At 72.5% G+C, this 15,443-nt stretch carries 17 protein-coding genes; 12 read left to right on the plus strand and 5 right to left on the minus strand.

The genetic code is table 11. The features are described from left to right. The first annotated feature begins 86 nt into the window (after window positions 1-86). The 6 genes from ACIBJC_RS16905 to ACIBJC_RS16930 all read left to right on the plus strand — a co-directional run bounded on the left by ACIBJC_RS16905 (window position 87) and on the right by ACIBJC_RS16930 (window position 5,607). A complete protein-coding gene (locus ACIBJC_RS16905) occupies window positions 87-1,304 on the plus strand; it encodes an NADP-dependent malic enzyme (RefSeq protein WP_399293195.1) in 1,218 nt (405 codons plus the stop codon). 201 nt (window positions 1,305-1,505) lie between these two features. Beyond that, window positions 1,506-2,084: a phosphoesterase gene (locus tag ACIBJC_RS16910; protein ID WP_399292702.1), complete on the plus strand. Its 579-nt coding sequence runs from the start codon at window positions 1,506-1,508 to the stop codon at window positions 2,082-2,084. Further along, window positions 2,081-3,667, plus strand: coding sequence for an alkaline phosphatase D family protein (locus ACIBJC_RS16915; RefSeq protein ID WP_399292704.1), 1,587 nt, complete (start codon window positions 2,081-2,083; stop codon window positions 3,665-3,667). Before ACIBJC_RS16910 ends, ACIBJC_RS16915 begins: the two co-directional genes overlap by 4 nt. An 88-nt stretch (window positions 3,668-3,755) precedes the next feature. Further along, window positions 3,756-4,709: a zinc-binding dehydrogenase gene (locus ACIBJC_RS16920; protein WP_399292706.1), complete on the plus strand. Its 954-nt coding sequence runs from the start codon at window positions 3,756-3,758 to the stop codon at window positions 4,707-4,709. Between the two features lie 92 nt (window positions 4,710-4,801). Further along, the gene (locus tag ACIBJC_RS16925; RefSeq protein ID WP_329829357.1) at window positions 4,802-5,011 is read left to right on the plus strand and encodes a helix-turn-helix domain-containing protein; all 210 of its coding nucleotides are present in this window, start codon (window positions 4,802-4,804) and stop codon (window positions 5,009-5,011) included. Then, window positions 5,011-5,607 (plus strand): Clp protease N-terminal domain-containing protein, encoded by a 597-nt coding sequence (locus ACIBJC_RS16930; protein WP_399292707.1) that lies wholly within the window; start codon window positions 5,011-5,013, stop codon window positions 5,605-5,607. Before ACIBJC_RS16925 ends, ACIBJC_RS16930 begins: the two co-directional genes overlap by 1 nt. Before the next feature lie 22 nt (window positions 5,608-5,629). On the opposite strand, the gene cyaB is transcribed toward ACIBJC_RS16930, so the two are convergent. After that, on the minus strand, window positions 5,630-6,223 hold the full coding sequence (gene cyaB, locus ACIBJC_RS16935) for a class IV adenylate cyclase (RefSeq protein ID WP_399292709.1): 594 nt from the start codon (window positions 6,221-6,223) through the stop codon (window positions 5,630-5,632). A gap of 19 nt (window positions 6,224-6,242) precedes the next feature. Beyond that, on the minus strand, window positions 6,243-7,094 hold the full coding sequence (locus tag ACIBJC_RS16940; protein WP_399292711.1) for a helix-turn-helix domain-containing protein: 852 nt from the start codon (window positions 7,092-7,094) through the stop codon (window positions 6,243-6,245). Window positions 7,095-7,714: 620 nt separating this feature from the next. On the opposite strand from ACIBJC_RS16940, the gene ACIBJC_RS16945 reads away from it, so the two are divergent. Both ACIBJC_RS16945 and ACIBJC_RS16950 read left to right on the plus strand, forming a co-directional pair. Then, a complete protein-coding gene (locus ACIBJC_RS16945; protein WP_399292713.1) occupies window positions 7,715-7,846 on the plus strand; it encodes a hypothetical protein in 132 nt (43 codons plus the stop codon). A gap of 94 nt (window positions 7,847-7,940) precedes the next feature. Next, window positions 7,941-8,354: a hypothetical protein gene (locus ACIBJC_RS16950; RefSeq protein WP_399292715.1), complete on the plus strand. Its 414-nt coding sequence runs from the start codon at window positions 7,941-7,943 to the stop codon at window positions 8,352-8,354. 39 nt (window positions 8,355-8,393) lie between these two features. On the opposite strand, the gene ACIBJC_RS16955 is transcribed toward ACIBJC_RS16950, so the two are convergent. Then, the gene (locus ACIBJC_RS16955) at window positions 8,394-9,359 is read right to left on the minus strand and encodes a helix-turn-helix transcriptional regulator (protein WP_399292717.1); all 966 of its coding nucleotides are present in this window, start codon (window positions 9,357-9,359) and stop codon (window positions 8,394-8,396) included. A 1-nt stretch (window position 9,360) separates the two neighbouring features. Continuing rightward, window positions 9,361-10,272, minus strand: coding sequence for a DUF4097 family beta strand repeat-containing protein (locus ACIBJC_RS16960; protein WP_399292719.1), 912 nt, complete (start codon window positions 10,270-10,272; stop codon window positions 9,361-9,363). A gap of 149 nt (window positions 10,273-10,421) precedes the next feature. Here ACIBJC_RS16960 and ACIBJC_RS16965 point away from each other — a divergent pair, with 149 nt between their 5' ends. Continuing rightward, on the plus strand, window positions 10,422-11,231 hold the full coding sequence (locus ACIBJC_RS16965) for a hypothetical protein (RefSeq protein WP_399292721.1): 810 nt from the start codon (window positions 10,422-10,424) through the stop codon (window positions 11,229-11,231). Between the two features lie 36 nt (window positions 11,232-11,267). Here ACIBJC_RS16965 and ACIBJC_RS16970 read toward each other — a convergent pair whose 3' ends face one another. After that, entirely contained in the window at window positions 11,268-11,450 is a 183-nt protein-coding gene (locus ACIBJC_RS16970; protein WP_003961784.1) for a DUF6104 family protein, read from the minus strand. A 153-nt stretch (window positions 11,451-11,603) separates the two neighbouring features. On the opposite strand from ACIBJC_RS16970, the gene ACIBJC_RS16975 reads away from it, so the two are divergent. The 3 genes from ACIBJC_RS16975 (at window position 11,604) to ACIBJC_RS16985 (ending at window position 15,443) form a co-directional block, all read left to right on the plus strand. Beyond that, window positions 11,604-12,125 (plus strand): CU044_2847 family protein, encoded by a 522-nt coding sequence (locus tag ACIBJC_RS16975; RefSeq protein ID WP_399292723.1) that lies wholly within the window; start codon window positions 11,604-11,606, stop codon window positions 12,123-12,125. Beyond that, window positions 12,122-14,242 carry a trypsin-like peptidase domain-containing protein gene (locus ACIBJC_RS16980; protein WP_399292725.1) on the plus strand — a complete coding sequence of 707 codons (2,121 nt, stop codon included), beginning with the start codon at window positions 12,122-12,124 and terminating at the stop codon, window positions 14,240-14,242. The genes ACIBJC_RS16975 and ACIBJC_RS16980 overlap by 4 nt, the downstream gene beginning before the upstream one ends. Window positions 14,243-14,369: 127 nt before the next feature. Then, window positions 14,370-15,443, plus strand: a complete 1,074-nt coding sequence (locus ACIBJC_RS16985; RefSeq protein WP_399292727.1) for an AAA family ATPase — start codon at window positions 14,370-14,372, stop codon at window positions 15,441-15,443.

The following is a 15,443-nucleotide window of genomic DNA, read 5'->3' on the forward strand; positions in this document are numbered from 1 at the left end:
GCAGGTACGGATGCGGTGCCCACCCCACTCCTCCTCATCCGGGGAGTGGACACCCTCAACTGATGAAGACACAAGGGGTCACCTACATGGCAGCGGAGATCGTCAATCATCGCGACGGCGGCGTGGACGGGGCGGAAGGTTCCTCCGAGGAGCCCTTCGATCCGGCCTTCGCGCTGCACCGCGGCGGCAAGATGGCCATCCAGGCCACGGTGCCGGTGCGGAACAGGGACGACCTGTCCCTCGCGTACACACCCGGTGTGGCGAAGGTCTGCAGCGCGATCGCCGAGCGGCCCGAGCTGGTGCACGACTACACCTGGAAGTCGCAGGTCGTCGCCGTCGTCACGGACGGTACGGCGGTGCTCGGGCTCGGCGACATCGGACCGGAGGCCTCGCTCCCCGTGATGGAGGGCAAGGCGATCCTGTTCAAGCAGTTCGGCGGGGTGGACGCGGTGCCGCTGGCGCTCGCCACCACCGACACGGACGAGATCGTCGAGACCGTCGTCCGGCTCGCGCCCTCCTTCGGCGGGGTCAACCTGGAGGACATCTCGGCGCCGCGCTGCTTCGAGATCGAGCGCCGGCTCCAGGAACGCCTGGACATCCCCGTCTTCCACGACGACCAGCACGGCACCGCCGTCGTCACGCTCGCCGCCCTGCGGAACGCGGCGAAACTGACCGGGCGCACCCTCGGCGAGCTGCGCGCCGTCATCTCCGGCGCGGGCGCGGCGGGCATCGCCATCGCCAAGTTCCTGCTGGAGGCGGGCGTCGGCGACGTCGCCGTGGCCGACCGCAAGGGCATCGTCAGCGCCGACCGCGACGACCTGACCGACGTCAAGCGCGAACTGGCCGCCCTGACCAACCGCGCGGGGCTCTCCGGCTCGCTGGAGGCCGCGCTCGCCGGTGCCGACGTCTTCATCGGAGTCTCCGGCGGTACGGTCCCCGAGCCGGCGATCGCCTCGATGGCGCCCGGCGCGTTCGTCTTCGCGATGGCCAACCCGAACCCCGAGGTGCACCCGGACATCGCGCACCGGTACGCGGCGGTCGTGGCGACGGGCCGCAGCGACTACCCGAACCAGATCAACAACGTGCTCGCCTTCCCCGGGATCTTCGCGGGCGCGCTCCAGGTGCGGGCCTCCCGGATCACCGAGTCCATGAAGATCGCGGCGGCGGACGCGCTGGCGGCCGTCGTCGGCGACGAGCTGGCCGCCGACTACGTCATCCCCTCGCCGTTCGACGAGCGGGTGGCACCTGCGGTGACGGCGGCGGTGGCCGCGGCGGCCCGTGCGGAGGGCGTCGCGCGTCGCTGACGCCCGCGCTTTCGTATACGCGCCCAACGCACTTTCCTACGGCGTGCGCGCCGGACGGGCCGGCCACGGTCGGGCCGTCCGGCGCGCGTGCTCACAGCCACGTCCGGCCGCCGTACGCCCGAAAGTTCGGCAGGCGGCCTTTACCGGTTCATGTGCGGCTGCTGGGATGCCTGGCGTTGACAACGGCATCAGGAGGCGCTTGTGAACCTGCTTGTGAACGGGGACGCCGAGAGCGGGCCGGGAGGGAACGCCGAACCGGTGGCATCGGTCGACGGCTGGTCCGTACGCCAGGGGGCGCCCGCCCTCGTCGCGTACGCCTACGGCAACGGCTACCCGGCCCCGGGCGACCCCGGCCCCGCCCGCCGTGGCAGCCGGTTCTTCTCCGGCGGGAACAGCCCGCGCACCGCGCTCGTCCAGGACGTACCGCTGCCCGCGCGGGGCGCCACCGGCCGCGCCGCCGTGGACGCGGGGCGGGTGCGGTACGCGGTGTCCGCCTGGCTCGGCGGATACGCGGCGCAGGAGGACGGCGCCAGGCTCTCCGTGGAGTTCCGCGACGGCCGGGGCACCCCCCTCGCGCTCTCCGTCCTCGGCCCGGTCACCGCCGCGGAACGGGGCGGCCGTACCGCCCTCGTGGAGCGCGCCGCCGAGGCCGCCGTACCGCCCGGCGCCCGCTCAGCGCGGGTGCTGCTGGTCCTCACCCGGACCGGTTCCGGCACCTCCAACGACGGCTACGCCGACGCGATCTCACTGACCCTCCACGCCGAAGGGGTGCGGCCGTGAACGCCACCACGGGACTGAACCGGCGCGACCTGCTCAAGGCCGCCGGAGCCGCCGGAGCGCTCGGCACCGTCTGGCCACTGAGCGCCGGACTCTCGCCCGCGCAGGCCCGCGAGGCCGCCGCCGCGCTCGGCTCGACGTACGACACCGCGCCGTTCACCCTCGGCGTCGCCTCCGGCGATCCGCGGCCGACCAGCGTCGTGCTGTGGACCCGGCTCGCCCCCGAGCCCTTCGCCGAGCCCGGTGAGCAGCCGCTGCCCGAGGTCGCCGAGGTGCGGTGGGTCGTGGCCGAGGACCGCGCGCTGCGCCGGGTCGTCGCCCGGGGCACCGTCCCGGCGTCCGCGACGCTCGCGCACAGCGTGCACGTACCGGTGACCGGGCTGCGCCCCGGCCGTACGTACTGGTACGCGTTCAGCGCGCTGGGCCGGACCAGCCGCACCGGCAGGACCAGGACCGCGCCCGCCGGACGCGTCGGCTCCGTACGCTTCGCCACCGCCAACTGCCAGAACTACCCGCAGGGTTACTACGCGGCGCTGCGCGGGATCGCCCGTGAGCGGCTGGACTTCGTCCTCCATCTCGGCGACTACGTCTACGAGTACGGGCCCGAGGGCGGCGATGTCGTACGCGACAACAACGGCCCGGTGATCCAGACGCTCGCCGACTACCGCAAGCGCCACGCGCTCTACAAGGGCGACCCCTCGCTGCGCGCCGCCCACGCCGCCCACCCCTGGTTCCTGACCTGGGACGACCACGAGGTGGCCAACGACTACAGCGGTACGGGCGGCGGCGCGCCGTTCCTCCAGCGCCGGGCCGCCGCGTACCAGGCCTGGTACGAGCATCTGCCGCACCGCGACGCGGGGGACGGCGACGGCGCCTCGACCGCGCTTCCCGACCCGGAGATCCACCGGGTGCGCCGCTGGGGCGATCTGCTGGAGCTGGCGGTGCTGGACCTGCGCCAGTACCGCTCCGCGCAGAACCTCGCCGACGGCACGATCCTCGGCGCGGAGCAGAAGGCCTGGCTCAAGCGGACCGTCGACCGGGCCCCGGACTCCTGGCACGTCTGGGGCAACTCGATCATGCTCAGCCAACTGCGCGGATCGCCCGGCGGCCGGTACATGTTCACCGATCAGTGGGACGGCTTCCTCGCCGAGCGGAAGGAGGTCCTGGAGCATGTCCGTACGAGCGGTCTGGAGGACCTGGTCGTACTCACCGGGGACTGGCACTCGGCCTTCGTCGACGACATCCGGCCGGACTACGACAACCCCGAATCACCCGTCATCGGCACGGAGTTCACGGCGCACTCGGTGACCTCCAGCGCGTACGACGCGGAGTGGAACGCGGCCAACGGCCCGCTCATGGGCCGGGCCAACCCGCACCTCCAGTACTTCGAGGGGAACCGGTACGGCTACGACGTGTACGAGGTGACCCCGGAGCGCTTCAGCACCCACATGCGGGTGATCGAGGACCGCCGGGACCCCGCGTCGCCCGTCTCCACCCTGACCACCTTCCATGTCGACCGGGGCACGGTGGGCGCGTACGAGGACCCGGCGACGAGGAATTCGCCCGCGCAGTACCGCAGGGACTGAGTGGTAGGGGGCGGGCCGGGGCGCGTGTCGTACGTGTCACCGGCCCGTCCGGTCCCGTCCGCCGCCCCGCCGCCCTATCGTCGGGGCCATGTTTGCCGCCTACGCAGCCCACACGGACTTCGCCCACCCTCTCGACGGCCTGGAGCTGGGCGAACGCCCGGCCCCCGAGCCACGCCCCGGCTGGACCACCGTCACGGTGAAGGCCGCCTCCCTCAACCACCACGACCTGTGGTCGCTGCGGGGGGTGGGCCTCTCCCAGGACAAGCTGCCGATGATCCTCGGCTGTGACGCCGCCGGGCTCGACGAGGACGGCAACGAGGTCGTCGTCCACTCCGTCATCGGCGGGGGCGACCACGGCACCGAGCCGCGCTCGATCCTCACCGAGCACTACCAGGGCACGTTCGCCGAGCGCGTCACCGTACCGGCCTCCAACGTCCTGCCCAAGCCCGCCGAGCTGTCCTTCGAGGAGGCCGCCTGTCTGCCGACCGCCTGGCTGACCGCGTACCGCATGCTCTTCACCAACGCCGGTGTACGGCCCGGGGATTCGGTCCTGGTCCAGGGCGCGGGCGGCGGGGTGGCCACGGCGGCGATCGTCCTGGGCAGCGCGGCGGGGCTCCGGGTGTACGCGACGAGCCGTGACGCGGCGAAGCGGGCGCGTGCGGTGGAGCTGGGCGCGGTGGAGGCGTACGAGCCGGGCGCGCGGCTGCCGCACCGCGTGGACGCCGTCATCGAGACGGTCGGCGCGGCCACCTGGTCGCACTCCGTCAAGTGCCTGCGGCGCGGCGGCACCCTGGTGATCTCGGGCGCGACGAGCGGCGACCGCCCCGACCACGCCGAGCTGACCCGGATCTTCTTCCTGGAGCTGAGGGTCGTGGGCTCGACGATGGGGTCGCGGGACGAGCTGGAGGACCTGCTCTCGTTCTGCGCGCTCAAGGGGGTGCGGCCGGTGATCGACGAGGTGCTGCCGCTGGACCGGGCGCGCGAGGGCTTCGAAAGGATGGCGGCGGGCGGCCTGTTCGGGAAGGTGGTCCTGACGGTCTGAAGTCTCCCTCCGCACTCTCCACCCGTACTCTCCACGCCCTCCATGTCAACCAGGGTTGACGCATCGGTCCGTGTCAACGTAAGTTGACACGCATGACCGAAGCGACGGATCTCGCCGAGCGGGCGGGCGACCGCGACCCCCGGGTCGGGCTGAGGGCGGTCGCCGCGCTGCGGCGGCTGCTGGAACGGCTCGAATCCGTACAGGTGCGCAGCGCCCGGAATCAGGGCTGGTCGTGGCAGGAGATCGCGGACGAGCTGGGTGTCACCCGGCAGGCCGCGCACAAGAAGCACGGGAGGCAGTGATGTTCGAACGGTTCACCGAGGGTGCGCGCGACGTCGTCACGGACGCGGTCGGCCACGCCGGCCGCACCGGCGCGGCCACCGTCACCGAGGAGCACCTCCTGCTGGCGCTCTTCGAACGGCAGGGCACCCGGGCGTCCTTCGCCCTCGCCGCGCTGGGCCTGGCCGGCCGCCGCACGTCGGTGGAGGACGCCCTCCGGGACGCCCGGCGCAGGGGCGGCCTGTCGAAGGCGGAGACGGAGGCGCTCGCGGGGCTCGGGATCGACGTGGACGAGATCGTCGCCCGCGTCGAGGAGACCCACGGCGAGGGCGCGCTGCGCGTCGCCGTGAAACCCGGGCGGACCCGGTGGTCAAAGCACCGCCCGTTCGCCCCCGGCGCGAAGGCGGCCCTGGTGCGCTCGCTGCGCATCGCCCAGGGCCGCGGCGACCGTGTCATCGGCGACGAACACCTCCTGCTGGCGCTGACGGCGCGCCCGGGGGTGGTGTCGGAGGTCCTGGCGGACCACGGGGCGACCTATGCGGCGGTGGAGCGGGCGATGTTCGGCGAGGAGGAAGGGTGCGGGGGCGTCACGGGTGCGGGCGGGGTGCGGGCAGGCTGAGCGCGGGGGTCGGCGTAGGCGCTCAGGACCTTCGAGCCGGGTGATCAAGGGACTCGGTTCGTTCTCCGCGTCGGGCGATGACCGCGTCGGTGTACAGCTCTCTCGTCAGGTCGTCCTGGCCGATGCCGAGTGACTGGAGTACAGCACGGACATCGGCCAGGGCAGCCTGGACGTCGTCCTCGGCAACGAGGGTTTCCACCTCGATGTATGTGCCGTCCACTTCAGGGACCCGGACGAGGGTGGCCAGCATCGCGCGGCCCGCAGCCTCGAACCGATAGTTCCGGCAGCGCTTCTCGAACGTGATCACAGGCGCGTAGCCGAGGCCCTTGACGATCGCGTGGGCCGCCTCGGCGTCAGCTACGAGGGTTTCGTGTTCGGGCTTCGCTCCCGACGTCTCATCGACTGTGGCGTCCTTGAACGTCAGGAGCGTCCGAACCCCGTCGGTGCCATGGACGGTGCGCAGGCGCAGTTCCTGGTCCTGTTTGTCGAGGCACCTGTTGGGGCTGTCGAAGTACGTGTCCTGGTACACCTCCACCCGCGCGGTGGCCAGCTTCTCCAGCTCTTGCGTCACCGCCTCGGGCGCGTGAACACAAGCCTTCAGCTCTGCCTCGATCACGGGGGCGATCCCTCTCTCTTCAGATCGTACGTTCAGCGGTATCGACCAGGGCCTCGAACATCCGGCGGAATCCACGGCACAGGGGACCGTGCGGCGTCTCGACCACCTTGTAGGTGGCGGACTCGTGCCCTTCCCAGCCCGCGTCGAAAGCGCTGATGAACATGGTGGCGTCTGTGCGGATCATCCGCCAGGTCGGCAGCATCCCGTACCGGTATGCGCGTAAGTCGCACGAGTCGGCCAGTTCGCGCAACCGTGCCTCGGCCAGCCGGACTCCGTCGGCGAGCGATTCGACCGACTCGCCGATCTCCGCCGCCCGATGGGCCAACGCTGCCGAGTCCGGGTCGAGCAGCAGTACCCGTGTACGGAGACCGTTTCCACCCTGCTCGCGTGGCAGACAGGCACGCAGCAGGGAATCGTTCAGCCCGATCAGCCCGAGCCCGCGCACGGCGAGAACATCCAGTTGTCCGGCGGCTCGCGCCTGCTGCTGGATCTCTTCGCGAGCGGACGCCTGCGAGGCGTACACCCTCACCACTTCGGGGAAAGCCGCCAGGTCGAAGGCCGCACCGCCGCCGCGTTTCTCCCTGCCGGCTGCCAGCCCGAGCAAATGTCGCGCGTCATCCGGCATATTGAGGCCGTCGGCAATCCGCTCATACACATCGAGCCGTGAGATCTCCCGACGGCCGTTGATGATCTCGTTGACACGCCCTTGCGTCATGTCCGCCGCTGAGGCGATACGTGCCTGGCTGACCCCGGCGTACCGCTGAACGCAGCGGAACACGGCACCCATGTCCCGCGCTCGCAGCGCCTCGCGGACCTCGGCACGCTCCCATGCCCAATCCGGCAGCTCGATCGATGCAGGTCTCATCGGCATACGACGACCTTAGATGCCGGCTGACGGGCGGGGATTCATCCCACGGTGAGATTACCGTTCGGGTATCGAAGCGGCACGTATGGTCACCGGATCTTGGTGGTATGACGAGAATTCCTGCCCCGACCGGTCCGGTGGCACCGCATGCCGCATGGCCCGCCGCGATGGAGATCTCCGGGGAACCGCTGCCCGTGGAGTTGTTGTCGAAGCGTCAGCGACGCGGTGCCGACTGCGTTTTCTGCGGCGTCACGCTCAGACCCGGCGATGTTGTGGACCTCGGGGAACCTGTGGACAGGGGGACGCGCTGGTTCCCGCGCTCTCATCGTCGGCACCTCGCTGAGGCCGTCTAGTGATGTGCGCCAGGGGCGGTCATGACTTTCCGTACGAGGACGAGTCGGGCGCCTATTGCGCGGTACATGGCGTGACAGTGCTGTGGCATCGCGAGCCGCTCACGGACGGCGGCGTTCCCGGTGAGACGTCCACGCTGCCTGCGGCTGTGCCCGAACGGGGCACGGCGTCGACGTCGCGCACCACCTGATCCCCGCTCCGGCCGCCCATATCCCTGGCAGGAGTGCGGCCGAAGCGGGTCCGTGCACCACCCGTCGTGAAGAAGGGATCAGCACATGGCCTCTATCCACGCACAACGCCGGGCCGTCGTCCAGACGGACCCGGACAACACCGATATCGAGGACGGCGACAGCGGCGGCTCCAACCCGTCGTCCGGTTGCGGTGACAACGGCGGATACACCGTCTGAATCGGTGGTGAGCGGCCCCGGCCCCGGGGCCGCTCGGCTTCGGCGACACCAGAGAGAAGAGAACGTGCACCGCATCTTGACGGGTACAGGGCGGGTGACCGTGTTGCCCCTCCTGCACACATGGCCCGACCGGTACGCCGTACTCGCCTACACCACTACAGGTCACGTCGGCGACACCGCTGTCGTCGGCCACTTGCCGACACCCGGCGCGTCGCGCCTCGGGCTCATGGAGACGGCCGCCCGCCATCAGCCCACCCGGTTGTACGGGTCCTCGGGCGGGCCCGGTTTCGCCGAGGCGTGCTGGCTGATCTGTGTCGGCTGGAGCGGACGCAGCGTTCCCAAGCCGGGGAGCCTTGAACTCCGCTGCGCCGACTGGTCCCTGGAGGTCGAGGACAGCAGGGAACTCGGGCGGAACATGTACGGACACGACCGCCTCCACGTGGGTCGCTTCTCGCTGATCGACCCACAACTGGCCCGACAGGCAGGTGAGGTGATGCCTACTGCCTGACCGGCCGGGCGGCACCGCCGCCCCGCCCCGCCCGGCCCGTCACTTCCCAGGGGTGCGCAGCAGCGCGCCGATGTGGGCTGCCGCCGTCGACAAGTGGCTTCGGGCCTCGTTGAGTTGGGGGGACGTGACGCCGTGGTCGCGGGCCGCGTCGCGGATCTCGTCGCGGAAGCGGTCCAGCAGCCGGTCCAGGTCCCGGGCCGGGTCGCCGGACTCCGGGGTGTCCTTCGCCCACTCCTGGGCGTCCGGCGCCGCCGCGTCCGGCTCGGTGGTGTACGGGGGCCACGCGGACCCGGTCAGGCCGCCGAGTTGGCCGGCCAGCTCGGACAGGCCCTCCCGCAGGCCCGTCGGCCAGTCGCCGCGTACGAAGTGGTGCTGTACCTGGTCCTGGACCTGCTGGGCGATGCGCTGCATCTCCTGACGCGCTTTCTCCTGGGCCTCCTTGGCCTGGCGGCGGGCCTGCTGGGCGTCCTCGCGGGCCCGGCGGGACTCGTCCTTCGCGCGGCGGGCCTGCTCCTTCCACTCCTGCTTCGCGCGCTTCAGCTCCTCCTTCGCCGCGCCCCAGGACTCCGTGTCCCCCAGAGGGGCGGATCCGGCGGTTCCGGTGGAACCGGCGGAGGCGCGGGTGTGGGAGGCCGCCGCGCGCATCTCGTTACGGAGCCGGCCCGCCGCTCCCCGTACGTCCTCGCGGATCTCCGCGGCCAGTTCGGAGACCGACTCGCGGATCTCCAGCTCCAGATCGGCCAGTTCGCCGCCGCGCCCGGCCAGCTCGGCGCGGCCCGCCTCGGTGATCGAGTAGACCTTGCGGCCGCCCTCGGTGGCGTGCGTGACCAGGCCCTCGGCCTCCATCTTGGCCAGCCGCGGGTAGACCGTGCCGGCGGAGGGCGCGTACAGGCCCTGGAACCGCTCCTCCAGCAGCCGGATCACCTCGTACCCGTGGCGCGGCGCCTCGTCCAGCAGCTTGAGCAGGTAGAGGCGGAGTCGGCCGTGGGCGAAGACCGGGGGCATGTCAGAGCTCCTTCGTCAGGGAGGGCGCCGCGCCGGCCGGGGCGGGGCCGTGCGGTCCGTCGTGGGGGGCGTCCTCCGACGGGGGTTTTCTGAGCAGGGCGATCGCGCCCGACACCGTGTTCGCCCTGACCGTGCCCGCGCCCGCGCCGAGGGTGCCGGTGATCTTGTGGGCGCCCCACCGGCCGCTGACCCGCAGATCGTCGAACGCGTTGGTCACCGAACCGCTCGCCGTGTTCGCCTCGACCTGCGCGTCCGTGGGGTGCGGCAGCCGGATCGCGACCTCGCCGGAGACGGTGTTGAGGCTGATGTCCGTGGGCTCGCCCGCCGGGTCGAGATCGAGGTCGATGACCATGTCGCCGCTGACCGAGTCCGCCCGTACCCGCGATCCGGAGCCCTCGACGACCGTCAGGCTGCCCGACACGGAGTGGTAGTGCAGGCTGCCGGTGACCGCCTGGGCCTCCAGGTCGCCGGAGACCGTCTCGGCGCGCACCTCACCCGACAGCCCGACGAGCGTGGTGTCCCCGCTGACGCCGCGGACCGCCGTACGCCCCCGGATCCCGGTGATCACGGTCTCGGCGCCGACGGCGCCCACCTCCACCGCGGTCCCGGTGGGGACGGCGAGCGTGACGACCGCGCTGCGCCGCCTGCCCTTGGGGTCGAGCCAGTCCAGGAGGCTCTTCCAGGCCAGGTCCTCGTAGGCGACCGTCAGGGTCGAGCCGTCCAGGGTCACGATCAGCGGCGGGCCCTCGACGCCGGAGATCTCCAGTTTGGTGCCGCCCCGCCGGTGCGGCAGGGCCTCGTCCGTACCGACCACGTTCACCCTGCCGTTGACGAGGCGCACGTCCAGCGTGGTCACCCGGTCGTCGAAGGTGAGCTGCTCGGACTCGGTGACTCGCCACGTCGACTCCGCCATGGTGCTGACCTCCCGAGGCACGGCTTGACGCAACATATCGCGTCTCTTGAAGAACACGATATATCGCGGTTACGGGAAGTCAAGACCGGACGGCGGTGCGGGCCCGTCCGGGCGCCCGTACCGGGACAAAGTGCCCTAGCGTAAGGGCCATGAACGCGACATCCACAGGTGCGCTGCTGCTCTGCCGGGCCGAACCGGCGGCGGTACGGCCCGCCGCCCATCTGCTCCGCGAGAAGCTGCTGCTGGCCCCGGCCGGCCGGGGCTGGAGCCTGCTGGTCCCGGAGGGAAAGCCGTGGCTGGACGGTACGGAGCCGGTCGACCGCGTGGTCGCAGGTTGGGCCACCGCGCTCGCCGTCGGCGCCAACTGGCCGGTGCTCGCGCTCTGGTGGGACCCGGACCGGGCGGGCTACGTCCTGGCCGCGGGCTTCCGCCGTACGGTCGGCTACACCTGGCTGGCGGACGGCACCGCGGCCGGTGAGGACGAGGCGATGCGGACCTTCGCCGCCCGGCTCGGCCTCGACCCCGTACTGGACCTCCAGGCGCTGGAGCCGCTCACCCTGGGCGACCCGGACGCCGACTCCCGGGCCCGGCTGCTCGCGCTCGCCGCGTTCCTCACCCGCACCGGCCTCACCCTCCCGGCGGGACTCACCCCGGGCGAACCGGCCGACCGGCTCCGCGAGGTGGCCCGTATCCAGCCGGGCGCCGAACAGATCGAGTGGGCGGGCTGGCGCGACGCGGTACGGGCCGAGCTGGACGAGGTCGAGGAGGGGCCGCTCGGCCCCTGGCTGCACGGGCCGCGGGCCCGGCTGCTCGGCGCCGCGCAGCTCGCGGCGGGCGCCCCGCTGGTGGTGTGGGCGCTGCGCCGCCGCAGCACGGGCTGGGCCTTCGCGGGCGCGCTGCTGATCGCGCAGGGCGTGCTGGGACTGGCGTACGACCGGCTCCGTACCGGCGGGGAGTGATCCGGCGGTACGCCGCTCTTCTACGCGGCCGGTCGCCTACTCGTCCTCGTCCTCGTCGTCCAGCCGGGCCAGCCAGGTCGCCAGCCGCTCGACCGGCACCTCGAAGTCGGGGTTGAGGTCGACGAACGTGCGCAGCTGCTCGGCCAGCCACTCGAAAGTGACCTCCTCCTCGCCGCGCCGCTTCTCCAGTTCCTCGATCCCGCGGTCCGTGAAGTACATGGCCATCAGCCTAATGCCTGGTCGTCGTACCTGGTCATCGGCGGCGAGGGGCCGCAGAACCGTTCGGGTGCGAACCGCCGTCCTCATCCGTGTGCCTCGCATCGGCGGCGTACTGCCGCTAATCTGCGGGGAATTGGGGGAAATGGGGATGCCATGGGTGACGGAGAGGCCAGTGTCGCGCGCATCGAGATGCCGGACGGCACACCCGTATGGGCCCGGATCTCCGGTGCCGAGGAGCTGAGCCGCCCTACCGGGGGGCTGACGTACTCGGACACCGGATTCGCCGACCAGGTACAGGCCCGGGTCGAGAGTCTGCAAGGCGTCGTGACCAGCGTCGCGCGTTCGCTCGTCGGGCCGCTTCGCGCGGTCAGGCCCGACGAGGTCAGCATCGAGTTCGGGATCGAGCTCACCGCGAAATCGGGGAAGGTCGTCGGGCTGCTCGCCGACGGCGAGGCCAAGGGAGGGATCAAGGTCACGCTCACCTGGACCGGCGGTGGACCGCCCGCCGACCTGTCCGCGCCACCGCTGGTGCCGCCACAGGCCCAGCGGCCACCCGTACCGCCGCCGGCGGCACCGCCCGCCGCGCCGCCCCACGCGCCGCCGCCCGGGGGCGCGTCCCCCGGCGCACCGGCGCACCCCGACGGGTCCGCGCCTCCGGCCGGGAGCGGCACATGATCGACGGGCTGGGCCGGGTCGAGCCGGGCGGGCCCGCCGAGGACGCGGCCACCCGCAGTGCGCTGCGCGACCTCGTCATGGCGGCGACCGTGCGCATCCATGGCCCGGAGCGCGGGTATGTCCCTGAGGGGTCGGGCGGAAGCTTCCTGGGGAGCGGCTTCTTCATCGCCCCGAGCTGGGTTCTCACATGCGCGCACGTGGCGCTGCAGGGGGAGGGGCGGGACGTGACAGTGATCTTCGAAACCGGTCCCCGCAGCGGCGAGACCTCCGTGGCCGGCACGGTGGTCGCCGCGTTGCCCGAGCCGGCCCCCGAGCACCTGCCCGGCGAGCTCGGCCCGGCGGGACCGCGCGGTGGCGGCTGGCCCGCCCCCGATCTCGCGCTCGTCCGGCTCCGCCGCCCCGTCGAGCACGCCTGTGTGTACGTCACGGAGCGCCCCGCCGCGTTCTTCGGCGGCGGCGCGGTGCTCTACTCCGGCTGGACGGAGGTGGGCGGCCGGATCAAGCGGCTCAGCGGGCAGTTGGCGGTCCAGGGGACGGTCGGCGGCTGGTCGGACCCGGAGGACGAGCAGGTACGGCTCGGCGGGGACGTGCTCCCGCCGGGGGTCTCCGGCGGGCCCGCGGTCGATCTGGCGCGCGGCGAGGTGGTCGGCGTACTGAAGTCCCAGCTCGTCGGCGGCATGGGCGGGACGTCCATCGGTATCGAGCGGCTGCGCTCGCTGCCCGTGCCCGCCGCGATGGCCGAGGCCGAGGCCGACGACGACTACCAGGCGGTCTTCCACGCCCACGACCGCTACCACGCGGACCGGCAGTTGACCCGCGCGGACACCGGCTGGACCTGGGCGGACGTACAGACCTCGCTGGGCGCGGGCGCCGACCGCGCGCTCAGCCCGCAGCAGCGGATCCTGCTGCTCGGCAGGCTCGCCGAGCTGCCGCCGCCGGTCTCCACGCACAGCCTGCTCGATCTGCTGGTCCGGCTGCCGGGCGTGCACCGCGTGGAGCGCTATCCGGCGCCGCGGAGCTGGCGGGACGGGCTGGGCGTGCTGTACGAGACGCGCGGCGGCGGCGCCGCGCTCGAACTCGTCCTGCGCTACTGCATGAGCGCCATCGCCGCCGAGCGCCCGTATGTCACGGGGGCCACCGCGGCGGCCGAGGAGGCGCTCTGGGACTGGGTGAAGTTCATCGCCGACGACCGGCTCTCCCGCGACTTCCGCAACGAGATCGCGCTGCTGTGGTCCGCGGCCCGGCACCGTACGGACCGCGCCCAGCGGCGCGCCGCCCCCGCGTACGGGGAGCGGCCCCGTGCGGGCGAGCGCTCCTTCGTCCTGCTGGAGCTGGAGCCGCGCGGCTGGGAGCGTGACAGCTACGACTGGCGCGTCGGGGTCGCCCGGCACAGCGGGGAGGTGCTGCCGGTCGCCGAGGACAGCCGCGGCACGCCCGGCAACGCGCTGCCCACCCGGCTGACCGGTTCGCTGGCGGAGGCGTTCCGCCGGTGCGACGAGCCGGACAGCCCGGCCGTGCTCCAGGTCGCCGTCGTGCGGCAGCAGCTCGGACTGGAGGTCGAGGGGTGGCGCCTCGCGCCGGACGAGCCGCCGCTCGGCGCGCTGCGCCCGGTGGTGGTGCGCTGCTCGGACCGGGAGCCGCCGCTCTCCGAGGAGGAGGCCAGGGAGTACCGGTCGCGCTGGAGCCGTACGGCGGACGCCGCGATACGGGCCGAGATCATCGACTGCGAGGACGGATTACGGGTACCCGTACCCCAGGAGGAGCGGCTGCGCTCCCTGGCGTACGAGACCGTGCCCGTGCTCTGCCGTTACGCGGCCCGGCCGGACGGCGAGACCGCGGCCGGTCTGGGCAGGGTCGTGCGCGGCGGCTTCCATGTCGCGCTGCTGCGACGCGGCGAGAGCCGGCCCGAGGCGGTCTGCGCGGAGTTCCACCGGCGGGCCGCGCACACCGTGGCCGAGGCGGACGGCGCGGAACAGCTTCCGCGGATCCTGATGGAGCTGCGGCAGGGCGTGCACGCGGGCCGTGCGGAGATGTTCTGGTCGGACGGCGTGGCGCTGTTCTACGACGATCCGCACCATCCGCTGCCCGGGTCCGGCCAGTTGCTGGAGGCGCCATGACCGACGCGGAACACCGCCCCTGGCCCGGCTCCTGGAAGACCCTTACGGGGTACGGCCCGGATCGCTACGGTGAAGCACCTTCGGCGGCTGCCGCCCCCGGCGGACGAGTGAGGACGAGGACATCACCATGAGTGAACCCAGCGAGTGGCTCATCTACCGAGGGGCCGGCGAACCGCACGACGGCATCGCCCAACTGCCCCCGCCGCCGCCCTGGCGGGACTTCGCGGGCGGCTCCGGTGGCGACGCCGGCGACGGCTCCGGTGGCGACGGCTCCAGTGGTGACGGTTCCGGTGGTGACGGCTCCGCCGACCGGCGGCTCGGCGGGTACCGGCACGAGGCGGAGCTGCACCGCCCCGGCGCCGAGGAGCTGGAGATGATCAACGCGGCGCTCTATCTGCGCCGCCCGCTCCTCGTCACCGGCAGCCCCGGCGCGGGCAAGTCCACCCTGGCCCACTCCGTCGCCCATGAACTGGGGCTCGGCCGGGTGCTGCGCTGGCCCATCGTCAGCCGGTCCACGCTGCTGGACGGGCTGTACCACTACGACGCGATCGCCCGCCTCCAGGACGTCCAGCTCGCCGCGCACAGCGCCGCCGCCGGGAGCGGGGTGACACCGGGCCAGGACCCGTCGGCGGACATCGGCAGCTACATCAGGCTCGGCCCGCTCGGCACGGCGCTGCTCCCCTCCGAGCAGCCGCGTGTCCTGCTCATCGACGAGCTGGACAAGAGCGACATCGACCTGCCCAACGACCTCCTCAACGTGCTGGAGGAGGGCGAGTTCGGCATCCCGGAGCTGGAGCGGATCGCCGACCGGCTGCCCGACGGAGAGGCCGAGGTCCTCACCGACGACGGCAGAAAGGTACGGATCAAGGGCGGCCGGGTGCAGTGCCGCGCCTTTCCCTTCGTCGTCCTGACCAGCAACGGGGAGCGCGACTTCCCGGCGCCCCTGATGCGCCGCTGCATCCATCTGGAGCTGGGCCGGCCCGACCACCAGCGTCTCGCCACCTTCGTACGGGCCCACCTCGGCGACGAGGCGGCGCGCGCGGGCGACGATCTCATCGCGCACTTCCTGGAGCGCTCGCGCAGCGAACTGATCGCCACCGACCAGCTCCTGAACGCGATCTACCTCACCGACACGGCCGCGCCCGCGGGCCGTGACCGCCTCGCCGACCTGCTCATCCAGCGACTCGACCGGCCGAGGTGA

The sequence above is a fragment of the Streptomyces sp. NPDC050509 genome (genome assembly GCF_044457965.1).
Lineage (GTDB): Bacteria > Actinomycetota > Actinomycetes > Streptomycetales > Streptomycetaceae > Streptomyces.